Annotated in this window: 21 protein-coding genes and 1 other annotated feature; of the genes, 3 read left to right on the top strand and 18 right to left on the bottom strand. The window is 50.3% G+C overall.

Going from position 1 to position 21,339, the window contains the following annotated elements:
• Nucleotides 1-11: 11 nt before the first annotated feature.
• From GCE9029_RS08565 to GCE9029_RS08480, 18 genes are all read right to left on the bottom strand, one after another.
• The gene (locus GCE9029_RS08565; RefSeq protein WP_002542138.1) at nucleotides 12-353 is read right to left on the bottom strand and encodes a metalloregulator ArsR/SmtB family transcription factor; all 342 of its coding nucleotides are present in this window, start codon (nucleotides 351-353) and stop codon (nucleotides 12-14) included.
• A 146-nt stretch (nucleotides 354-499) separates the two neighbouring features.
• Complete coding sequence (gene pseI / locus GCE9029_RS08560) at nucleotides 500-1,552, bottom strand: pseudaminic acid synthase (RefSeq protein WP_062662612.1); 1,053 nt, start codon at nucleotides 1,550-1,552, stop codon at nucleotides 500-502.
• Complete coding sequence (pseG, locus tag GCE9029_RS08555; RefSeq protein WP_062662610.1) at nucleotides 1,549-3,135, bottom strand: UDP-2,4-diacetamido-2,4,6-trideoxy-beta-L-altropyranose hydrolase; 1,587 nt, start codon at nucleotides 3,133-3,135, stop codon at nucleotides 1,549-1,551. The genes pseI and pseG overlap by 4 nt, the downstream gene beginning before the upstream one ends.
• The gene (pseF, locus tag GCE9029_RS08550) at nucleotides 3,132-3,833 is read right to left on the bottom strand and encodes a pseudaminic acid cytidylyltransferase (protein WP_062662608.1); all 702 of its coding nucleotides are present in this window, start codon (nucleotides 3,831-3,833) and stop codon (nucleotides 3,132-3,134) included. The genes pseG and pseF overlap by 4 nt, the downstream gene beginning before the upstream one ends.
• A 7-nt stretch (nucleotides 3,834-3,840) precedes the next feature.
• Nucleotides 3,841-4,989, bottom strand: a complete 1,149-nt coding sequence (pseC, locus tag GCE9029_RS08545; RefSeq protein WP_062662606.1) for a UDP-4-amino-4,6-dideoxy-N-acetyl-beta-L-altrosamine transaminase — start codon at nucleotides 4,987-4,989, stop codon at nucleotides 3,841-3,843.
• Nucleotides 4,986-5,981, bottom strand: coding sequence for a UDP-N-acetylglucosamine 4,6-dehydratase (inverting) (gene pseB / locus GCE9029_RS08540; protein WP_062662604.1), 996 nt, complete (start codon nucleotides 5,979-5,981; stop codon nucleotides 4,986-4,988). The genes pseC and pseB overlap by 4 nt, the downstream gene beginning before the upstream one ends.
• A gap of 152 nt (nucleotides 5,982-6,133) precedes the next feature.
• Nucleotides 6,134-6,766: a bifunctional phosphoribosyl-AMP cyclohydrolase/phosphoribosyl-ATP diphosphatase HisIE gene (gene hisIE, locus GCE9029_RS08535; protein WP_046305797.1), complete on the bottom strand. Its 633-nt coding sequence runs from the start codon at nucleotides 6,764-6,766 to the stop codon at nucleotides 6,134-6,136.
• Nucleotides 6,763-7,536: an imidazole glycerol phosphate synthase subunit HisF gene (hisF, locus tag GCE9029_RS08530; protein WP_046305799.1), complete on the bottom strand. Its 774-nt coding sequence runs from the start codon at nucleotides 7,534-7,536 to the stop codon at nucleotides 6,763-6,765. The genes hisIE and hisF overlap by 4 nt, the downstream gene beginning before the upstream one ends.
• Nucleotides 7,518-8,255, bottom strand: a complete 738-nt coding sequence (gene hisA / locus GCE9029_RS08525) for a 1-(5-phosphoribosyl)-5-[(5-phosphoribosylamino)methylideneamino]imidazole-4-carboxamide isomerase (protein ID WP_002542149.1) — start codon at nucleotides 8,253-8,255, stop codon at nucleotides 7,518-7,520. The genes hisF and hisA overlap by 19 nt, the downstream gene beginning before the upstream one ends.
• A 6-nt stretch (nucleotides 8,256-8,261) precedes the next feature.
• A complete protein-coding gene (hisH, locus tag GCE9029_RS08520; protein WP_062662602.1) occupies nucleotides 8,262-8,864 on the bottom strand; it encodes an imidazole glycerol phosphate synthase subunit HisH in 603 nt (200 codons plus the stop codon).
• Nucleotides 8,864-9,931: a bifunctional histidinol-phosphatase/imidazoleglycerol-phosphate dehydratase HisB gene (gene hisB, locus GCE9029_RS08515; RefSeq protein ID WP_062662601.1), complete on the bottom strand. Its 1,068-nt coding sequence runs from the start codon at nucleotides 9,929-9,931 to the stop codon at nucleotides 8,864-8,866. Before hisB ends, hisH begins: the two co-directional genes overlap by 1 nt.
• Before the next feature lie 24 nt (nucleotides 9,932-9,955).
• Complete coding sequence (gene hisC, locus GCE9029_RS08510; protein WP_197475350.1) at nucleotides 9,956-10,996, bottom strand: histidinol-phosphate transaminase; 1,041 nt, start codon at nucleotides 10,994-10,996, stop codon at nucleotides 9,956-9,958.
• 19 nt (nucleotides 10,997-11,015) lie between these two features.
• Nucleotides 11,016-12,311, bottom strand: coding sequence for a histidinol dehydrogenase (gene hisD, locus GCE9029_RS08505; protein ID WP_062662597.1), 1,296 nt, complete (start codon nucleotides 12,309-12,311; stop codon nucleotides 11,016-11,018).
• A gap of 3 nt (nucleotides 12,312-12,314) precedes the next feature.
• Nucleotides 12,315-13,211, bottom strand: coding sequence for an ATP phosphoribosyltransferase (gene hisG / locus GCE9029_RS08500; RefSeq protein ID WP_002542155.1), 897 nt, complete (start codon nucleotides 13,209-13,211; stop codon nucleotides 12,315-12,317).
• A 77-nt stretch (nucleotides 13,212-13,288) separates the two neighbouring features.
• Nucleotides 13,289-13,428 (bottom strand) — a sequence feature (His leader region).
• 226 nt (nucleotides 13,429-13,654) lie between these two features.
• On the bottom strand, nucleotides 13,655-14,908 hold the full coding sequence (locus tag GCE9029_RS08495; RefSeq protein ID WP_062662594.1) for a beta-propeller fold lactonase family protein: 1,254 nt from the start codon (nucleotides 14,906-14,908) through the stop codon (nucleotides 13,655-13,657).
• Between the two features lie 211 nt (nucleotides 14,909-15,119).
• Nucleotides 15,120-15,302 carry a hypothetical protein gene (locus tag GCE9029_RS08490; protein WP_062662591.1) on the bottom strand — a complete coding sequence of 61 codons (183 nt, stop codon included), beginning with the start codon at nucleotides 15,300-15,302 and terminating at the stop codon, nucleotides 15,120-15,122.
• A gap of 62 nt (nucleotides 15,303-15,364) precedes the next feature.
• A complete protein-coding gene (locus GCE9029_RS08485) occupies nucleotides 15,365-15,841 on the bottom strand; it encodes a YchJ family metal-binding protein (protein WP_062662589.1) in 477 nt (158 codons plus the stop codon).
• Between the two features lie 115 nt (nucleotides 15,842-15,956).
• Entirely contained in the window at nucleotides 15,957-17,342 is a 1,386-nt protein-coding gene (locus GCE9029_RS08480) for a glutamine synthetase family protein (protein WP_062662587.1), read from the bottom strand.
• A 337-nt stretch (nucleotides 17,343-17,679) separates the two neighbouring features.
• Here GCE9029_RS08480 and GCE9029_RS08475 point away from each other — a divergent pair, with 337 nt between their 5' ends.
• The 3 genes from GCE9029_RS08475 to GCE9029_RS08465 all read left to right on the top strand — a co-directional run bounded on the left by GCE9029_RS08475 (nucleotide 17,680) and on the right by GCE9029_RS08465 (nucleotide 21,275).
• On the top strand, nucleotides 17,680-18,459 hold the full coding sequence (locus tag GCE9029_RS08475; protein WP_062662585.1) for a gamma-glutamyl-gamma-aminobutyrate hydrolase family protein: 780 nt from the start codon (nucleotides 17,680-17,682) through the stop codon (nucleotides 18,457-18,459).
• Nucleotides 18,446-19,792, top strand: coding sequence for a glutamine synthetase family protein (locus tag GCE9029_RS08470; protein WP_062662583.1), 1,347 nt, complete (start codon nucleotides 18,446-18,448; stop codon nucleotides 19,790-19,792). Before GCE9029_RS08475 ends, GCE9029_RS08470 begins: the two co-directional genes overlap by 14 nt.
• 94 nt (nucleotides 19,793-19,886) lie before the next feature.
• On the top strand, nucleotides 19,887-21,275 hold the full coding sequence (locus GCE9029_RS08465) for an aspartate aminotransferase family protein (protein WP_062662581.1): 1,389 nt from the start codon (nucleotides 19,887-19,889) through the stop codon (nucleotides 21,273-21,275).
• Nucleotides 21,276-21,339: the final 64 nt, after the last annotated feature.

Here is a 21,339-nt window from a genome sequence, read left to right as displayed (position 1 = left end):
TCAATTTTCCTCTAAACACAGCACTCTGGGCGAGATTTCATCTCCGAGAGACGCTGGATATCTTGCTGGTATTCTTGTTTAAGGCAGTTCGAATCGACCAGCCCTTGAATTTGTTTGCGCATCCAACCGGGAAGTTGGTCAGACAGACGGTAAAACACCCACTGACCTTGGCGGGTATCCAAAATCACGCCACTTGAGCGAAGTTGTGCCAAGTGTCGGGAGATCTTTGGCTGGCTCTCGTTGAGTGCTTCCGTTAGCTCGCCCACGCAGATTTTTTCTTCCCGCGCGATGAGCAATAAACATCTCACGCGGGTTTCATCTGCGAGCAGTTTGAAAAACTGATGAGGTAACATTTGAATATCTCCATATGCGAATATCCATATGTTAATTTCATCAAAGCAGGAGTCAATAGGAAAAAAGGTATGTCATGAAAGCTTCATATTTGGAGCCAGAACTAAGCAACAGAGTCTCTGGAACACTGTTGCTTGTTTGGAAATGGTTATTTGGAAATGAGTTCCCAATTAAGGGCCGTACCCGCGGGAATATCTGAGAGCGCGATTCGTCCCATTACAGCATCATAGTGCTTGGGCGCTAAACCAAACCCCGGACGAACGCTTCTCACGTTGTCTGAATTGAGGGTTTCACCTTTCTTGATGTCTTGAGCAACATAGAGCGAACGGCGAAATTGCACATTGCCTTTTTCCGCTTCTTTGAGCTGGTAACCCGCTTGTCCCAACGATTGCCACGCGGCTTCTGTGTCCCGACAGAGCGATGTCAATTCATCAGGCTCCAGAGAGAAAGTAGAGTCTGGGCCTGGTTCATTGCGGCTCAGAGTGACGTGTTTTTCAATAACGGACGCGCCGAGCGCAACAGCCGCAACAGACACTGTGGTACCCAATGTGTGGTCAGACAGACCGCCTATCACACCGAACTTTTCTGCGAGATCGGGAATGGTACGCAGATGGCTTTGGGAAGCTGGAGCAGGGTAGGCGCTGATGCAATGAAGAAGTACCAGTTGCTCACAACCATTGTCACGGGCAGTCGCTACCGCTTCGGCAATTTCATCACCGTTAGCCATGCCAGTGGAGATGATCATCGGTTTTCCGGTTTGCGCCACATAACGGATAAGCGGTAAATCGACTGCTTCAAACGACGCTATCTTGTACGCGGGTGCATTGAGATCTTCCAGCAAATCCACCGCTGTAAAATCAAATGGCGTGCTGAACAGGGTAATACCCACGTCGTGCGCTTTATCAAACAGCGGCTTGTGCCATTCAAAGGGCGTGTGGGCTTCTTGGTAAAGGTCGTAAAGAGTGCGACCATCCCAGAGCCCGCCTTTGATTTGGAATTCGTCAGAATGGCAATTTAGCGTAATGGTGTCCGCGGTGTAGCTCTGCATCTTAATTGCATCAGCGCCGGCGCGTTTGGCCATTTCGATGGTCTGGAAAGCACGTTCGATGGAGCCGTTATGGTTCGCTGACATTTCAGCGATGATGTAAGGCTTGTGATCTGGGCCAATTTTACGGCCGTCGATGGTAATAAACGGGGTCATGATGCTGTGTTACCGTTCCAGTCCTCACGTGAAAGGAAGAAAGCAAAATAGTCTTTGTTCCCCTCTGCTGTGATAAGTGTTTGCGTGTCCTTTTTCTTTGAAAAGCCAAGCTTGTGGTGAAGGTAAAGGACTTTTGGATTGCTGCAAAGCACCCGGCTGCGAATACCTTCAAGCCCCAACTTATCAAAGCCTAGCTGCAATGCTTCCGATAACAGCGTAAAGCCATTGCCTGAGGGCGCTTCAGGGGATTTATAAAACCCCCATTCTGCGGTGTTTGATTGTCTTTCAATATCGGTGAAGGAGACCATGCCAACTGGCGTTCCCTCAGAGTGTGCAATAAAAAACTGTTTGGTGGCGTCAGTTGAAGCTTTGGCAAACCAACGCTCATGCTCCTCAGCGCTGATTTCATGTTGAGTAAACATCATTTCGCGAACGCCAGGGTCATTTCGCCAACCCCGAACCATGGGGAAGTCTTCAGTCGTCATGGAGCGGAATGTCATCTGATTATCCCCTTCTGGCGGGCAAAAACTTTCCATGACTTCTGCTACGCGCTGTGCACCATTGCCGTCGATGTCTGATTTTTCCAAGCGATAAGGCAAAGTCTTCCAATGTTCAGCCAGCCACTTCAGCTCATTGGCGTAATCGTGCTCGGTGGTTTTATCGCTGACACCAAGGTAACGATACAGGCCGCTGGCACCAAGGTGTTCGGCCATTTGGCGTTGGTTTTCTGCCACGGAAACGAGGGTTCCCGGCACACCGAGACTGGCGCGTTCTATCGCGCTGACCCCCGCGCCGCCAAAAGCATATCGGCAGGCGGCAAGTTCAGCTTCGTAGTCGGGCAAGTTTTCAGAAAGCGTCACGAACTCCGGTAAAGGCAGCGACGCAATTTCGTCTTTCCTTGGGTTCGCCAGTCCGTGCACAATATGCAATCGGAAAGGGAGTGAATCAAAATGTCTGCTGGCGTTTAGTAGCTTAATGCATTCTCCACTTGGATCTGTGCCACTGAAAAAAGCCAGTACCACATTCTTCAGCGCTGGAGGCTGTTGGCGAAGCTCGGAAAAGCGTGGGCGCAGCAGGCCAAATTTGGGTCCCAGAAGTTGAGTACATTCCTTGGGCACAACCTGATGATAGCGGTTTTCAAAATCCGGCCACGGGTTGTGGTCCAAGAGCACATCACACTTGTGTTCACGGTTAGCCAGATCGTCGATGGTAAAGATTCTAGCACCAGATGTACGCATCAAGTCTTGCCACTCACGGTCGAGCGCATAATGATCCATAACAATCCAGTCTGGCTGAAACCCTTTCAGTGCTGTCAAACATTCGTTCGCATCAGCTTCCTGTGTCACGCCGAGCCAGTGCTTGTAATCGCCGGCATCGGGTAAGAAGGTTTCTTGAATAGTTTTCAGAGAAATCACATCGACACCCTGAGCTTTGCTGTAATCGATAAGGTTGCCTGTCAGAGGACGGCTAAGAAGCACAACTTCATGGCCGCGCTCAATCAGCTTTTTTGCCAGCACCAGACAGCGCATGATATGTCCGGTGCCAATCTGACTGGAGGCATCGACGCGAATGGCAACCTTCATAGCTCTCCCCGCTGTTCAAGAATTTGATAGAGCATTTCAGCGCGGATCCAATCGTCGGGTTCATCGATATCCTGAACTCGGAAATGAGGGATCTGAACGGCTTTGGAGTGTGGCGCGAAAATTGGTTTGCCGGAAAGGAATGCGTCCGGCCTGCCCCAGTAAAACATCCCCGCATCGTGATAAGCGGTCTCTAAATCCTGTGAGCGGGTGGAGAAATGCTCAGGCCAGAACATTTCCACATTGCCTTCGCCATTCATTCGGATACTCCGCTGAATGGGGAATGAAAAGCGTGTGGCGGCGAAAGTGTATTGGGTCTGTTCTTTTTCCAGTAGCGCCAGACCTTCTTCCAGATCCCTGACGCGGGTAAACGGCACGGTGGCATAAAGACAGCAGACCGAGCCCAATGGACGGGTATCGTTCTCCTGAAGCCATTCGATGGCGTGTTTGATCACATCCAGCGTTGTCGCATGGTCATTCGCGATATCTGCAGGACGAAGGAAAGGCACCTCTGCTCCATGTTCTTTGGCGACACCGGCAATATCCTCGCTGTCTGTCGAGACAATGATGCGGTCAAACAGGCCAGACTTTATGGCGACATCAATGGCATAGGCAATGATTGGTTTGCCAATAAAGGTTTTGAGGTTTTTTCCCGGAATACGTTTGCTGCCGCCACGGGCAGGAATAATACAGACTTTCATTTCGTCCTCAGCGCAGCGCGTCAGCCAGAGCCTGAATCACGGTGTCCTGCTCATCTTCCGTCATATCAAAGTAAAGAGGCAGGCTGAGCGCAGCTCGATAATAATTTTCTGCAGCAGGGAATTGTCCCCACTCAAATCCCAACTCGCGGTAATACGGTTGGGTGTGAACCGGAATGTAATGCACATGTACACCGATGCCTTTCGCGCGAAGTTCATCAAACACGCGGCGGCGGCAATCTAGTTCCGCTAACTGGATGACATACAAATGCCATGCCGATTTACTGGCGGGAAGTAATGTTGGTGTGATCAGTGGCCGTGCCGACAGCTTTTCAGTGTAGCGGTCTGCAAGTGCTTGTCGGCGCTCTACAAAAGCATCCAGTCTCGCCAGCTGAGACGTTCCCAGTGCGGCTTGAAGATCCGTCATGCGGTAGTTGAAACCCAGTGACTGCTGCTCGTAGTACCAGGCACCTTGGTTGCTGTCGGCCAAAGATTCCAAATCCCGCGTAACACCATGGCTGCGAAGATTCTCCATCGCTTTGGCGAGCGCTGGATTGTTGGTCAGCGCCATGCCACCCTCTGCGGTGGTGATGATTTTTACCGGGTGAAAGCTGAAAACGGTGATATCGCTGTATTGGCAATTGCCAACATACTGATCCTGATACTTGCCGCCGATGGCGTGAGAGGCATCTTCGATGATGCGGAAACCATACTGCTCAGAAAGCTGATGGATAGCTTCCATATCGCAGCTTTGGCCGCACATATGTACGACGACCACAATATGCGGCAGGGTGTCAGTCAGCTTTGCGTGTTCCAGCTTCTCAGCTAAGCGCTTTGGGCAAAGGTTGTAGGTGCTTGGGTCGATATCGACGAAGTCGACACCTGCACCACAATACAAACCACAGTTTGCTGACGCCACAAAAGTATTGGGAGACGTCCATAGACGCTGACCTTTGCCAAGCTCCAGTGCCAAGCAAGCGATATGCAGCGCTGAAGTCGCACTGTTCACGGCGACGGCATGTTTCGCCCCGACTTTTTGGGCGACAGCGTTTTCGAATTGAGTAACGCGCGGCCCTTGAGTGATGAAGTCAGACGTTAAAGCGTCAACGACGGCATCGATATCGTCTTGGCTAATGTTTTGTTTGCCGTAAGGGATCATGCTTGTTGCTCAAATTCCAGGATCTGCTCAACGTTCAGAAAATCCGGGTTGCTGCCTGAATGGTATTCAAAACCCGCTGCAACAGGTTCGCCTTTTTCGCCGAGAGGATTCACCGAATAGTCGTAATCAGCCGCATAGAATTTGATAGTTGGGCGCATTACATAGTGGTCAGCAAATTCCAGCGTCAGATGAGAGTCATCGCTTGGGCACATGATTTCATGCATTTTCTCGCCCGGGCGAATACCAATCTCTTTTACTGGTAGACCATTACCGTAAGCGGTGGCTAAGTCCATCAAGCGGACAGATGGGATTTTCGGGACAAAGATTTCACCGCCTTGCATGCGTTCGAAGTTCTTCAGAACAAAGTCGACGCCTTGCTGCAAGGTGATCCAAAAACGGGTCATATCAGGGTGGGTAATCGGCAGTGCATCTGCACCATCTTCAACCAGCTTTTTGAAAAACGGCACCACAGAACCACGGGAACCCACCACATTGCCATAGCGAACAACGGCAAAGCGGGTTTGTCCGCCACCAGTCATGTTGTTCGCTGCTACGAAGAGTTTGTCTGAACAAAGCTTGGTGGCACCGTAGAGGTTATTTGGGCTGGCGGCTTTGTCAGTAGAAAGGGCGATGACCTTTTCGACCTTGTTAGCAATGGCTGCGCGGATGATATTTTCTGCACCATGGACGTTGGTCTTGATACATTCCATCGGGTTGTATTCGGCGGCAGGAACCTGCTTGAGAGCGGCTGCGTGAATGACGTAATCAACACCATTCATGGCTTCCATCATGCGGCCAGCGTCGCGTACATCGCCGATAAAATAGCGCATACAAGGGTCATTAAACTCTTGCTGCATTTCGAATTGCTTTAATTCATCGCGCGAGAGAATGATGAGTCGCTTAGGCTTGTAACGCGCAAGGATGGTCTTGGTGTATTTCTTTCCAAATGATCCGGTACCACCGGTGATCAAAATCGACTTGCCGTTAAACATTTCAATCCTTAAGCATTCGTCTCAGTATCTGATTGAAATTTTAACTGATAGCGCCAATTTCGGTGGGAGAAAATTGCCTACACCGTGATTGGATGACGAAAAAAAAGACAATCTCTTTCGAAATTGCCTTTTATTGCGATTAGCTGAGAAGCTTACTTGTGACGTTCCTTCAGCTTATTCGCTACGTCTTCGAGCGAGAAGCCTTGGTCTTGCAGCAGCACCATTAAGTGGTACATCAGGTCTGCAGACTCGTTGATCAGCTCCTCCTTATCGCCCGACGTCGCTGCAAGCGCGACTTCGACGCCTTCTTCGCCCACTTTCTGCGAAATGCGCTTGGTGCCCTTGGCATACAAGGACGCCGTATAAGACGTTGAAGGATCGGATCCTCGACGGGAAGCCAGGACCTGCTCCAATTGATGAAGAAACACCAGAGCAGGTTTGTTTGCGTCGTCTTCTCCCCAGCAGGTTTCGGTGCCAAGGTGACAGGTTGGGCCGATTGGGTCGGCTTGCACCAGCAGGGTATCTTTATCGCAGTCCACGGCGATATGCTTGAGACGCAGCACGTTACCGGAGGTTTCGCCTTTGGTCCAAAGACGCTCCTTGGTGCGTGAGAAAAAGGTCACTTGCTCGGTATCGAGCGTTTTGGCCAGCGCGTCCTGATTCATGTAACCCATCATCAGAACCTGTCCGCTCTGCGAGTTTTGGACAATGGCTGGCACCAAACCGTCGACTTTTTCCCAGTCGATGCTTTCAGCGAGCGCCGCGTTTGATTGTGTCTGGCTCATAAGCGGATCTCCACGTCTTGTTGTTTTAAGTATTGTTTCAGTTCACCAATGTTGATGATCTGCTTATGGAATACAGACGCTGCCAATGCACCGTCAACATTCGCTTTCTTGTAAGCTTCGGCAAAGTGCACCATTTCACCTGCGCCGCCCGAAGCAATCAGTGGAACGTGGCACACTTCGCGGACCATGTTTAATTGCTCAAGGTCGTAGCCGTTGCGCACGCCATCCTGGTTCATCATGTTCAGCACGATTTCACCAGCGCCACGTTTTTGCACTTCCTGTACCCAGTCGCGTGTTTCCCATTGGGTCGCCTTAGTGCGGGTTTCATCACCCGTGAACTGATAAACCTGATACTTGCCTGTGTCTTTGTCGTAGTAGGAGTCGATACCGACCACGATACATTGCACGCCGAATTTCTCCGCAAGCTCGGTGATGAGTTCTGGATTGGCCAACGCAGGGGAGTTGATGGAAATTTTATCTGCACCGAATTCCAGAATGCGCTTAGCGTCCTCTGCGGTTTTAATACCGCCAGCGACACAGAATGGAATGTCGATGACTTCTGCCACACGCGCGACCCAGCTTTTGTCTACCACGCGGCCATCACTGGATGCGGTGATATCGTAAAACACCAGTTCGTCTGCGCCTTCTGCCGCGTAACGTGCGGCCAGCGGGACGATATCGCCGATGATTTCGTGGTTACGGAACTGAACGCCTTTCACCACCTGACCATCGCGAACATCAAGACATGGGATTATCCTTCTTGCCAGCATGCGAATGCCTCCTCTGCAGTGAACTTGCCGTCCAGCAACGCACGGCCAACGATAACGCCTGCGACGCCTGTGCCTTTCAGCGCTTCGATGTCAGCCAGAGAACCGATACCGCCAGAAGACTGGAACTGAACCTGTGGGTACGCCGCACACAAGTCTTTGTATAGATCGACGTTGGAACCTGCCAAGGTGCCGTCACGAGAGATATCAGTACACAGCACGTGCTTGAGACCAACGGTAAGAAAGTCGTCCAGCAGCGCTTCAATAGTCACGCCAGAATCTTCCTGCCAGCCGGAAACCGCGACCATGCGATTGCCGTTGTCATCAATGTTGATGTCCAGCGCCAGCACGATTTGCTCTGCGCCGTATTTTTCCATCCAGCCTTTAACCAGCTCAGGCTGCTTAACAGCAGTAGAACCGATAACGACACGTTTTGCGCCGGCTCGCAGCAACTCAACCACGTCGCTTTCCTTACGTACGCCACCGCCAATTTGGATGTTGGCTGGTGTGCTGGCAATCAGCTTTTCAATCAATGGCAGCTGACGGGCAGAGGTATCTTTTGCTCCGGTCAGGTCTACCAAGTGCAGCCAGTTTGCGCCTGCGTTGTGGTAAATCGCGAACTGTTCGCTTGGGTCAACTTTGTATTCGGTAACTTGTCCGTAGTCACCCTGATAGAGACGGACGACCTGCCCATCGATTAAATCCAAAGCGGGAATGATCATCCTTAATTACATCTCCAAAAAGTTCTTAATCAGTTGCGCACCAGCTTTGCTTGAGCGCTCAGGGTGGAATTGCACACCGTAATAGTTGCCACTTTGCACTGCTGCGGTAAACGGCTTGCCGTAGTCGCACTGACCAATGGTGTAGTCACCGACTGGCATGGCGTAACTGTGAACAAAATAGAAGTAACTGTTTTCTGGAATGTCTTTAAACAGCGGGTGATTGTTCACTGGGGTGACCGTGTTCCAACCCATGTGGGGAAGCGGCAACTCGCCGGTTTCCATCAAGCTGGTGTCGGCATCAACGTGGCCTAGGCAGTTCACCTGCTCTTTGCCTTCCTGTGAGGATTTGCCCAGAAGCTGCATACCAAGGCAAATGCCGAGAAGAGGCTGCTTTACTTCGCGTACCAGCGAAATCAGGTCGCGCTCTTCCAGGTTTTTCATCGCCTCGGACGCGGTGCCTACACCCGGTAGGAAGAGTTTATCTGCTGCCAGCACAACGTCTGGGTCGCGGCTGATCGTGACATCGTAACCGAGGCGCTCAATCGCAAAACGCACAGAGCTGACGTTTGCACAACCCGTGTCGATGATGACAATCTTTGCATCGCTCATTACAGCACCCCTTTGCTGCTTGGCAGCTCGTTACCTTCTACGCGAATCGCCTGACGCAATGTGCGGCCATAGGCTTTGAACAGGCTTTCCACGATGTGGTGCGTATTGTCGCCATCTGATGAAAGGTGCAGGGTACACGCCATGGTGTCAGTCAGTGAGCGGAAGAAGTGCTCGACCATTTCAGTTGAAAGATCTCCAACCTTGTCCTGAGAGAAGGTCGCTTCGAACTTGAGGTATGGGCGGCCAGACAAATCCAGCGCGCATTGCGCCAGACACTCATCCATTGGCAGACTGAAACCGAAACGGCCAATACCGCGTTTGTCACCCAGCGCTTCTTTCAACGCCTGACCCAGCGCCAGCGCCGTGTCTTCTACGGTGTGGTGATCGTCGATGTGCAGGTCGCCATCAACTGCCACTTCCATACGGAAGCCACCGTGGGTCGCGATTTGATCCAGCATGTGGTCGAAGAAACCAAGTCCTGTGCTGATCTTATTGCCGCCAGTTTCATCGAGGTTCACCGTGATACGGATGTCCGTTTCTTTGGTGGTACGAACAACTGTTGCCACGCGAGGGTTTGTGGTCAAATCCTTAAGGATTTGCTGCCAGCCCATGGTTTCCGGGTTGTATTGAATACCGCGGACTGCCATGTTTTCAGCAAGCTGCAGGTCGGTCTGACGGTCGCCAATCACGGCAGAGGTTTTGAAATCCACACGGCCTTGCTGGAGGTAGTCTTTAACCAAACCAAGTTTTGGCTTGCGGCAGCTACAATCTTCGTGGTCGAAGTGCGGGCAAATCAAAACGTCAGCAAATTTCACGCCCTGAGATTCGAAAATCTCCATCATCATGTTGTGTGGGGCGTCGAAGTCTTCCTGTGGGTAGCTGTCGGTGCCTAGACCATCTTGGTTGGTCACCATCACCAGCTTGTAACCAGCGTCTTGCAGTGCCAGCAGGGCAGGGATCACGAAAGGTTCAAGCTTGAGTTTGTCGAGGCGGTCGACCTGAAAATCTACAGGTGGCTCAACAATCAGCGTGCCATCGCGGTCGATAAAGAGGATTTTTTCTTTCACTACAAATTCCTTTTGTTGCGCTCTTTATGCCAGTTGCTGGCGGATAAAGGTCAGGGTCTTTTCACACTCTTCGCGGTTGCCCACGCTGATTCGGATGCATCCTTCAATTGGCGAACGGCGCAAGATAATGCCGTTGTCCCAAAGGGCTGAGAACAGAAGATCAGCGTCTGGGAATTTCACCAGCAGGTAGTTGCCGTAGCCATCAAACACTTCCACGCCCGGCAGCATCGCAAGACCCGCCTGCAGATAGGCACGGTTGGCATTCAAGTCCAGCACTTGATACTTCATGCGGGCAAGGCCTGCTTCACTTAACGCCTGTACCGCGATTTCAGTGACAGGCACTGGCACTGGGTATGGCGCAATCACTTTGGTCATCAATTGAATGATTTGCTGATTCGCCAGCGTGAAGCCACAGCGCAAGCCAGCCAAAGCGAAGGCTTTTGACAGAGTACGAAGAATCGCAAGGTTCGGGTAGCGTACCAGCAGGTCAACGGTTGAGGCTTCTGGACAGAAGTCGATGTAGGCTTCGTCCATCACAACCAGCGCGCGGCCAGCCGTCATTTCCAGTAGCGTTTCAATATCGTCACGGTTAATCAGGTTACCGGTCGGGTTGTTTGGGCTACACACAAACACCAGTTTGACGCTATCAAGGTTCTTTTCGATTTCAGGCAGGTTTAATTGCCACTCATTGGTCAGTGGCACTGTTTTTCGGGCAACACCAGTTGTTTCTGCGCTGATGGCATACATGCCGTAAGTCGGTGGGCAGAACAGAATGCTATCTTCACCGGTTTCACAGAAAGTACGGATCAGCAGTTCGATGCTTTCATCTGCGCCACGAGAGGTCAGGACCTGTTCTGGGCGAACGCCTGCGTAGTCTGCGTAAGCACGGATCAGTTCTTCAGGCTGACAGGTGCTGTAGCGGTTTAGGCCAGCACCGTTGATGGTGTATTCGTTGTTAAATGGTGATTCGTTAGCATTCAGCCAAACATCACCGGAACCGCCCAATCGGCGGGCGGACATGTAAGGGGTCAGTGCCTGAACGTCCTTACGGGCTAATTTTTCAATGTCCATTGCTTCCCCTTTATTATTTTTTGTTATTGAGTTTTTCAACACGAAGGGTCACGGCGTTTCGGTGCGCATCCAGACCTTCAGCGTTGGCCATCGCAACGACTGTCGGGGCCAATGCTTGCAGGCCATCAGATGACAACTCTTGCACTGTCATGCGCTTGCTGAAATCGGCAAGACCAAGGCTTGAGTAGGTGCGTGTATAGCCGTAAGTTGGCAGCACGTGGTTGGTGCCAGATGCGTAATCGCCAACAGATTCCGGTGACCATGCGCCCAGGAAAATCGAGCCTGCGTTATCCAACAGTGGCAACAATTCACGTGGGTTCTTGGTCTGGACAATCAAGTGCTCAGGGCCGTAGTTGTTTGAAATCGCGACACACTGGGTCAGGCTGTCTGCAATGATGATGATGCTAGACCCCAGTGCCTGGCTTGCGATATCAGCGCGGCTCAGTACTTTTAGCTGTGCTTTGACAGCGTCAGCTACTTTCTCTGCCAGCACAGGCGACGGAGTGACAAGCACAACCTGAGAATCAGGGCCGTGTTCAGCCTGACTCAGCAAATCTGCAGCAACGAAATCTGCATCAGCGTCTTCATCCGCAATCACCAGCACTTCAGAAGGGCCAGCTGGCATATCAATCGCAGCACCTTGGTGATCATTGCTGACCTGACGTTTGGCTTCGGTCACGAAGGCGTTACCCGGGCCAAAAATCTTATCAACCTTGCTTACCGTTTCTGTGCCGTAAGCCATGGCTGCAACGGCTTGTGCACCACCGAGGTTGTAGACTTCGTCAATGCCACAAAGCTTGGCAACGTAAAGAATTTCATCGGCGATTGGTGGTGGAGAACAAAGCACCACTTTACGACAACCTGCAATTTGTGAAGGCACACCCAGCATCAATACGGTTGATGGCAGCGGCGCGCTGCCACCTGGAATGTAAAGACCAACGCGGTTGATCGGGCGGGTTACCAGCTCACAAACCACACCCGGCATAGTTTCTACCGTCAGTGGCTCTGCTTTTTGCGCTTTGTGGAAGCAGGCGATGTTGTCGTAAGCCTGTTTGAGTGCTGTTTTGATTTCCTCACCCAAACGAGCTTCTGCCGCATCGATTTCGTTTTGTGAAACCTGAATATTCTCAGGTACCACTTTGTCGAATTTCTCTGTCAGCGCTTTCAGCGCAGCATCACCGCCAGTGCGGACTTGTTTGATCACGCCTTCAACGGCTTCAGTGATTGATGCACTTTCAGAGATAGCAGGGCGCTCAAGCGCTTTTGCCTGCTGTGTATCGCTGAGGGATTTCCAAACCACTGTTTTCATGGCTTACTCCATCATCTTCTCGATTGGCAGCACCAGAATGGAGCTCGCACCCAAGGCCTTCAGTTTTTCCATGGTTTCCCAGAACAGGTTCTCGGTACTCACCAGATGAACAGCGACACGTTGTTTGTCGTGTGCAAGAGGCAGGATGGTTGGGTCTTCAGCGCCTGGCAGCAATTCAACCACTTGCTCCAAGGTTTCGCTTGGCGCGTGAAGCATGATGTATTTTGATTCTTTTGCTTGGATAACGCCCTTGATGCGGGTCAGCAGGCGTTCAATCAGTGCAGTTTTGTCTGCATCGAACTCACCCATGCGCTGAATAAGTACCGCTTTAGAGCGGAAGATAACTTCTGCTTCTTTCAGGCCGTTGGCTTCCAGCGTTGCACCTGTAGAAACCAAATCACAGATAGCATCCGCAAGACCAGCGCGCGGCGCGACTTCAACAGAACCGTTCAACATACAGGTGCTGAATTTAACGTCTTGTTTGTCGAGGTAATCTTTGAGGATATTTGGATAAGTCGTGGCAATACGCTTGCCAGCCAAATCCTGTGGGCCGTTGTAAGTTTTGTCTTTATCGATAGCTACAGACAGGCGGCAACCACCAAAGTCAAGACGACGAAGCTTCACATACTCGTTTGGCTCGCCCAGTGCAACACGCTCTAAACGTACTTCTTCGAGTTCGTTTTCGCCGATAACACCCAAATCAACCACACCATCCATGATGAGGCCTGGGATATCGTCGTCGCGCACCAGCAATAAATCGATTGGCATGTTCTCGGCGTGAACGATCAGACGGTCGCCGGAAAAGTTGATTTTTACACCGCAGCGCTTGAGCAGTTCGTGACACTCTTTCGCAAGGCGGCCTTTTTTCTGAATGGCAATTCTTAGACGTTCTGTTTGCATGATCTATTCCCTGTATCTTTTTCGCTATGACGACTTCCCGTTTCCTTAAAGTGTCATCGCAATTTTTTGAATCCTAAAAGTAAAAACCCCCGGAAGGTTCGCTTCCGGGGGTCTGAATCTTGTGTTCGCTTTGATGACCGGTGGAAGAACCTTACTCCTTGTCTTCCAGTCGAAACCACATCTCCCGAAAGACTAGTCAGGATGATGATGGTGATGAATGGTCATGAGCGATTTTTGCATATTTTTCTTCTCTAAGTGCTGTAACGATTTAACGTTTGCTTGGCATCAACACTAACAAAATCGATAAAGATTGCAACACATTATTTCGATTAAAAACGACTTAAAAACAACCTTAGCAGTGCTTATTGGAGGGAATGCTTGAAATTGATGGAAATTGAAATGAAAACGCCCAGCTGATTTGCCGGGCGTTTAGTGGGAAACCCCTAATCAAGCGCGAGCATACCGTAGGTGCCAAGTTCTGGCATTCCGCCAACTTGTTGGTTCAGTGTCAGGTCGCCATTGGGCTTGATGTCGAAAACCAAAATCACACCTTGGTTACCGACTAATTGATAGAGGTGTTTGCCATCGCGGCTCACTGTCATATCACTGTAAAATGCTGTCTCTGAACTGTCTTTATACGCAACGTCATTTTTTAACGTGACATCGCCTTTTTTGCCAACCGAAAACGAACTGATTGAGCTTGAAAGTGCATTTGCAGCCCACAGCGTCTTGCCGTCTGGAGAGAGGGCTACCCAACAGTTGGCAATCTCATCGCCTTCGACATTGCTTCCGGTGAGCACGTCCTGTGAAACGGCAGCAATCTTGCCCTTTTTATCCACGGTGTAAGTTGAAAGTGAACCCGTTTGCCAGCTATAGAGCGGACTTTGTACCACTTCGCCATTACCCTCTCGGAGCTTGAAGTCTGGTGTCAGGAATCGTGCTTCCGACATTAGGATGACATCTTTATTGTTGTCACCACGCACATCAAACCCAACTGGAATGGCCTGAAAGCGGGATGCCTCAGCACGGGGACTGTCGATGCTGGAAACTGGGGACTCAGTCAGGTTGTCGTTTTCAATACCGAAAACCTTCACTTTTCCTGTGACCAGCTCATTGACGTAAACAAACTCACCATTGGTTGAGAAACTGATCGTAGAAGGGCGGGCTTTTAGGTCGCGTCGGCTATCTGCCACCATCATCAGTTTGCCATCTTTGATTTGGTAAAGCGCGATGGAACCAGTGCCATTGTTGTCACCCACACTCGCTGCAACAACTAAATCACCGGAAATGTCGACGGAAATAGGGAACAGGTCAGATGCTTTCGCCGTGTTCACCAATGCGAGCTTTCCGCCTTTTTGTCTTTCAGACAGCGCGATGGTGGCATCACCGGGATTGACAGAGACAATGAGATCACCGTCAGCAGAAGCGCGAATGGCGTTGGCTGAGATGAGTGGGTCATCGCCATTGGCTAACGGGTGGTCTGGGTTTTTCTCAAGTGCAGGGATTTCCAAATCGCCTGTTCCTGTACCGCCAGAAGAATATTCAGCAACCATTGCGAAGGTTCCTTTGTCATCTTTGAAATGGGCGATCGTGTTGCCGTCAGCTTTGTTGGTGACCACGTAGATATCGGTTGCAGCTGCATGCGTTGCATAGGTGGAGAGAAGTAGTGTCGCAATCAGAGATAACTTCTGTTTCATATAAACGTCCTATTTAGAGATGAATCAGCCAAAATTTCATCCTAGGAGGTATTTTTATAAGTTAAATCGACTTTACCGTATTTGATTCGCATTGAGCGGGTTGTGAGTCGCCCAAACCGATTGCGGTGCGTTGGAAGTGACTGGCAGGAAGCCGAGCGGGAAGAAAAGCCGACAGTGGCTGGGTATTTAGGTGTATATGCAGGTTAATGCTTCAAACGTAAATGTCTAGCAAGCCGTCATTTTTCTTTTTGTTTTCTTCTGTGGTCTTTTCTTGTTCGTCGTCTTGACGGTCTTCTTCCTCAGCGCGTTTATCCTGCTGTTTAGTTTTGTCCTGTTTGACGACGTTACCGACTTTTTGCGGTGAATAGTCAGAGATGTTGGGGAACCAGGTCATGTTACTGCTCCTTGATTGTTCCCCCTTTATATCGGCTCAGCGCTTAAAAGCTTGATGGTTTTTTAACCGCAACACTTCTTGTGTTTTTTACCGCTACCACATGGGCAGGGATCATTACGCCCAACTTTCTCAGCCTTCGGGTATTCACCGTCGATGTAATACCAAAGCGTTTCGCCGTCTTTTTCTTCGGTGACAAAGCGTGACTTTTCATGCAGGCAATATTGTTTGTCAGCGTCTTTATAATGGGCCTTGAATTCAACGAAGCCTTGTTTGCCACACTGATCAACTGAGCTTGATAGTACTTCCAACATCAACCACTCACTGTTGATAGAGTCCGCAATCGCATCGCGATGTTGCTCCGCGCTGCAAGATGGGTGGTAAGTTTTCACCACATAATCAACCAGACCTTTCACATGAGCCGAGTAGCGAGAACGCATCAGCTTTTCTGGGTGATCAGCATTGGCGTGGTTTTGATGGATTGGCTCACAGCATTCGCTGTAAGGTTTTTGGCTGCCACAAGGGCAAAGCGCTGTCGTCATAGCTAGAAACCGCGTTGAATAAATAACGGCGGTATTGTCCAAGTGAGTGTTAAGTGAGTCAAGGTGAAGTGCCGACCCAGACCGCGATAAAACCGGTCTGGGGAAAGTCGAGAAATCAGAAGGCGTGCAAGTACCAATCGTATTCGAGCGCAGTAACGTGCTGTTCGAACTCTTCAAGCTCTTTTTCTTTGCAGGTGACGAACACGTCTACAAAGTCTGTGCCGAGGAACTGTCGCATTGCATCAGACGCTGAAAGTTCACGCAATGCATCACGAAGGTTGGTGGGCAGCGGTTCATTTTCTAAATCGTAAGCGTTACCAACCACAGGCTCTGAAGGTTCAATTTTGTTGTCGATGCCATACATGATGGATGCTAGCAAAGCAGCCATCATCAGGTAAGGGTTGGCATCTGTTCCTGCTACACGGTGTTCGATGCGCGTCGCAGCGGGTACGTCCCCCGGAATGCGAAGGGCTGTGGTGCGGTTTTCGATACCCCAAGTTGCGGCATTCGGCACGTAAAAATCTGGTGCGAAACGTCGATAAGAGTTGATGTTTGGACACATGATTGCCAAGTACTGTGGCATCAGCGCTAACATTCCTCCCAGCGCGTAACGAAGCATATCTGTCATCTCACCTTCGGCTTTTGGCTCGAAAACGTTGTCGCCGTCGTCATCGAGAAGGCTGATGTGCAGGTGCATTCCGTTACCTGCTTGATCAGCGTATGGCTTAGCCATAAAGGTGGTATCGAGGTCGTTGTCATGAGCAACTTGCTTGATAACACGCTTGAGTAGGATGGAATGATCGCAGGCAGCGAGCGCATCATCAGTATGCTTGAGGTTAATTTCAAACTGGCCAGGAGCAGATTCTGCAACAATGGTGTCTGCAGGCAAACCTTGTTCGCGGGCGGCTTCGATGATTTGAGTAAGAAGCTCTGCGTATTCATCCAGTTCATCGAGTGAATAAACCTGGGTATTTTCAGGTCGCTTGCCAGTGATCGGCGAAACAGGAGGAAGAGGAGCGTTGCCGGGCGCTTTGCTGTCAATCAGGTAGAACTCAAGCTCATACGCCGAAACGGGTGTCAGTCCACGTGCTTTAAATTGCCGAACGATGCGGCGTAAGATCATTCGTGGGTCAGCGAAGAGTGGTGTTTCTCTGTCCTCATACATTTCCAGCATCAGCTGCGCGATGGGGCGTTTTTGCCAAGGCTGGCGGGTGAGTGAGCCTGCTACCGGGTAACAAATCGCATCAGATTCGCCGATTTCAAGCCCTAATCCAGTTTCTTCGACAGGAGTGCCTTTGATATTCATGCCGTAAATGGAAATTGGCAGAGCAATCCCCTGCTCGTAGGCTTTCTGTAGTTTGTCCTTCTCTACACGCTTGCCACGCACGATGCCGTTCATGTCGAGTAAGAGCAAATCAACAAACTCAATATCCGGATTCTGCTCAAGGAATTCAATGGCCTCGTTCGGATCCGGTAACTGTGCATCTTCAGGTGTAAACATTTCCCTGTCTGTTTGATATCGCATGAAACACCTACCTGAGTGTAAATTATATCAATCACCTCGTTGTTTAGTTCTGAGTGAATAGTAAAGGCTTGATTATGTCAACAGCGTTTCACTTCACAAAACCTCTGTTTTTACTGCAAATCAATACGATAAGCCTCGTAAGAACATAAGGTTATCGATGTTAAGAAAATGATAAATAAATAGATCGAATTTGTTGTGCGCGTCACTTGCGTAATTTATTTTTAACGTGTAGCGTGAAAAAAAACGAACGCATAGCATACTGATAGTAAGCAGTGATTTGCTTTGAGACTCGGCCGGAAATGCAGAGGAAGATATGGAGTATTCAACTATCCCAATGATTGGCGTGACAGGGTGTACCTCTCAGCTGGGTCTGCATCCTTTCCATATTGTTGGCGATAAGTACGTCAGAAGCGTCTCCGACGCCATGGGCGCATGCCCAATGGTCATTCCTGCATTAGGCCAAGACTTACCGATGAAGCGCATGCTGACATCATTGGACGGCATTTTGTTTACTGGCTCTCCATCAAACATTGAACCACACCATTATCAGGGAGCAGCGAGCGAAGAAGGCACTGAGCACGACCCTGCGCGTGACGCGACTACTCTGCCACTGCTCGCTCTTGCCATTGAATTGGGTGTGCCTGTACTTGCTATATGCCGTGGTTTTCAGGAACTCAACGTTGTGATGGGGGGCTCCCTGCATCAAAAACTTCATGAGGTGGGCGGATATATCGAACACCGCGAAGACAAAACGGCTTCCGTTGATATCCAATACGGTATTTCTCACACCATTAACATCGAACCTGGGGGGCTTCTCTACGAGGCTTGGGGTCGCACTTCTGCTGACGTGAACTCTGTCCATACCCAGGGCATCGACAGACTAGGCAAAGGACTGCGACCAGAAGCGTACGCCCCGGACGGACTGATAGAGGCTGTCTCTGTCATCGATGCAAAAAATTTCGCCTTAGGTGTTCAGTGGCATCCTGAGTGGAAGGTCACGAAAAATCCTTTTTATTCAGCTATCTTCGATATGTTTGGGGAAGCCTGCCGAATAAGGGCGAATCAGCGTGAGAAAGAATATGGACAAGCTTAAGAAGTGGTTGAAAGAAAACGAGATTACGGAAGTTGAGTGTGTTGTCAGCGACTTGTCAGGCATTGCACGTGGGAAGATTGCACCAGTCGATAAGTTCATCAATGAAGGTGAAATGCGCCTTCCAGAGAGTGTTTTGTTGCAAACTGTGACGGGTGACTATGTGGATGATGATATCTACTACGCGTTGCTTGATGAAGCGGATATCGACTTTATCTGTAAGCCTGATGAAGACGCCGTCTACCTCCTGCCATGGACGGTCGAGAAAACCGCGCAAATCATTCACGACACCTTCGACAAGATGGGCAACCCGATTGAGCTGACACCACGCAACGTATTGAAAAAAGTGTTGAAGCTCTACGAAGAGAAAAACTGGAAGCCCGTTGTCGCACCGGAAATGGAGTTTTACCTGACAGCACGTTGCGAGGATCCAGATTTACCGCTTGAGCCGCCGATTGGTCGCTCTGGTCGCATGGAAACTGGCCGCCAGTCCTTTTCGATTGATGCGGCAAACGAGTTCGATCCGCTGTTCGAAGACATGTACGAATGGTGTGAAACGCAAGGGCTCGCCATTGATACCTTGATCCACGAAGAGGGCGTCGCTCAGATGGAAATCAACTTCCGTCATGGCGATCCTTTGGTGCTGGCAGATCAGGTGTTCCTGTTTAAACGCACACTGCGTGAAGCCGCGCTCAAGCATCAGGTGGTGGCGACTTTTATGTCCAAGCCCATTACTGATGAGCCGGGCAGTGCGATGCACCTGCACCAAAGCATTGTTGACGCTAAAACGGGCAAGAACGTTTTTACCAATGAAGATGGCACCAGCTCTTCCTTGTTTTACGGACATATCGCCGGCCTTCAGCAGTTCATTCCTGAAATGCTGCCAATGTTTGCCCCGAACGTGAATTCATTCCGCCGATTCCTGCCTGATACCTCAGCACCTGTAAATGTGGAATGGGGTGAAGAAAACCGTACCTGTGGTCTTCGTGTGCCGAGCTGTTCACCACAGGCGCGCCGAGTAGAAAACCGACTGCCAGGCGCGGATGCCAATAGTTATCTTGCTATTGCAGCAAGTCTGTTGTGTGGCTACATCGGTATGGTTCGCGATCTGAAACCGACGCCGCCAGCACAGGGACGCGGTTATGAAATCCGAAGCCCGATACTGCCTTATACACTCGAAGCAGCGCTGGAGATGATGGAAAACTGCGATGAGGTAGCGGAGTACCTTGGTGAGTCCTTTGCCCGTGGATACATCGCCGTGAAACGTAAAGAGCAAGAAAACTTCAAACGCGTGATCAGTTCTTGGGAGCGGGAGTTCCTTCTGTTGACGGTATAGCGCGAAAAGAAACAGATTCGTTTGTTCATGTTTTACAAGGGAGACAGCCTTTCTGGTTGCCGATGTTTCAAACTTCAAGGATGTGGAGGTCAGAATGACACACGTCGTACAACACCCAGATACCCAAACGCTACAAGCATTGGATAACGCCCATTATCTTCATCCATTTAGCGATCATAAAGCGCTGAGGGAAAAGGGAGCGCGCATGATTGTTCGCGCGCAGGGTGTATATATTTGGGACAGTGACGGCAATCGTATTCTTGATGGCATGGCAGGACTTTGGTGTACCAATATTGGTTATGGCGAAAAGCGTGTTGCAGACGCTGCGCATCGCCAAATGCTTGAGCTTCCTTACTACAACAGCTTCTTCCAATGTGCCCATCCACCTGTGGTTGAGTTGGCAAAAGAGATCGCAGAGCTCGCACCAGATCACATGAACCAAGTGTTCTTTACCGGGTCAGGCTCTGAATCCAACGACACGGTTTTGCGCATGGTCCGCCACTATTGGACCCTGAAAGGGCAACCTGAAAAGTTCACTATCATTGGTCGTCATAACGGTTACCACGGCTCCACGGTTGCAGGGGCAAGCTTGGGTGGCATGAAAGCCATGCACAAACAGGGCGGCCTCCCCATTCCTGGTATTCACCACATTCCCCAGCCGTATTGGTTTGGAGAAGGGGGTGACCTGACACCGGAAGAATTTGGTGTAAAAGCCGCACAGGAATTGGAAAAAGCAATTCTGGAAATTGGCGAAGACAAGGTCGCGGCATTTATCGCTGAACCTGTTCAAGGGGCGGGTGGAGTCGTCATTCCACCGTCGACGTATTGGCCGGAAATTAACCGCATTCTGGCGAAGTACGACATCCTGATGATTGCGGATGAGGTTATATGTGGTTTTGGTCGTACCGGTGAATGGTTCGGTAGCCAGACTTTTGATATCAAACCCGATTTTATGCCAATAGCGAAGGGCATGACTTCCGGTTATATCCCTATGGGCGGGGTGATTATCAGTGACCGCGTCGCCAACGCTTTTGAAGAAAAAGGCGGTGATTTTAACCACGGCTATACCTATTCCGGCCATCCGGTCGCAGCCGCAGTAGCGCTGGAAAACCTTAAGGTGATGAAAGAGAAAAATCTGGTTCAGTATGTGAAGGAAGATATTGGACCTTACCTGCAATCCCAGTGGCAAACGTTGGCTGAGCACACCTTGGTGGGTGAAGCGCGAGGCGTTGGGCTGGTGGCGGCGATTGAGCTGGTACAAGACAAAGCAACCCGCAAACGCTTCGATGAGGAAGTTGGTATTGGCGAAATATGCCGTGATATCAGCGTAGAAAATGGCCTTGTGATGCGTGCCTGTGGCGACACCATGATTATCAGCCCGCCATTGGTTATTACCCGTGCCGAGGTGGACGAACTGATCCACAAAGCCAAAATGGCATTGGATTTAACGCTGCAGGAACTCAAGGATAAGGGTGTGCTTTAGCCCAACAAGTATTGAATTCTGCCGGAAGCAAGGGTCAATAGATTCTTGTGCCGGCGAACCATCA

This window comes from Grimontia celer (genome assembly GCF_900055185.1).
GTDB classification, from domain to species: domain Bacteria; phylum Pseudomonadota; class Gammaproteobacteria; order Enterobacterales; family Vibrionaceae; genus Enterovibrio; species Enterovibrio celer.
The sequence above is the reverse complement of the archived record's forward strand: the minus strand, read 5'-3'. Positions and strand labels throughout refer to the sequence as shown.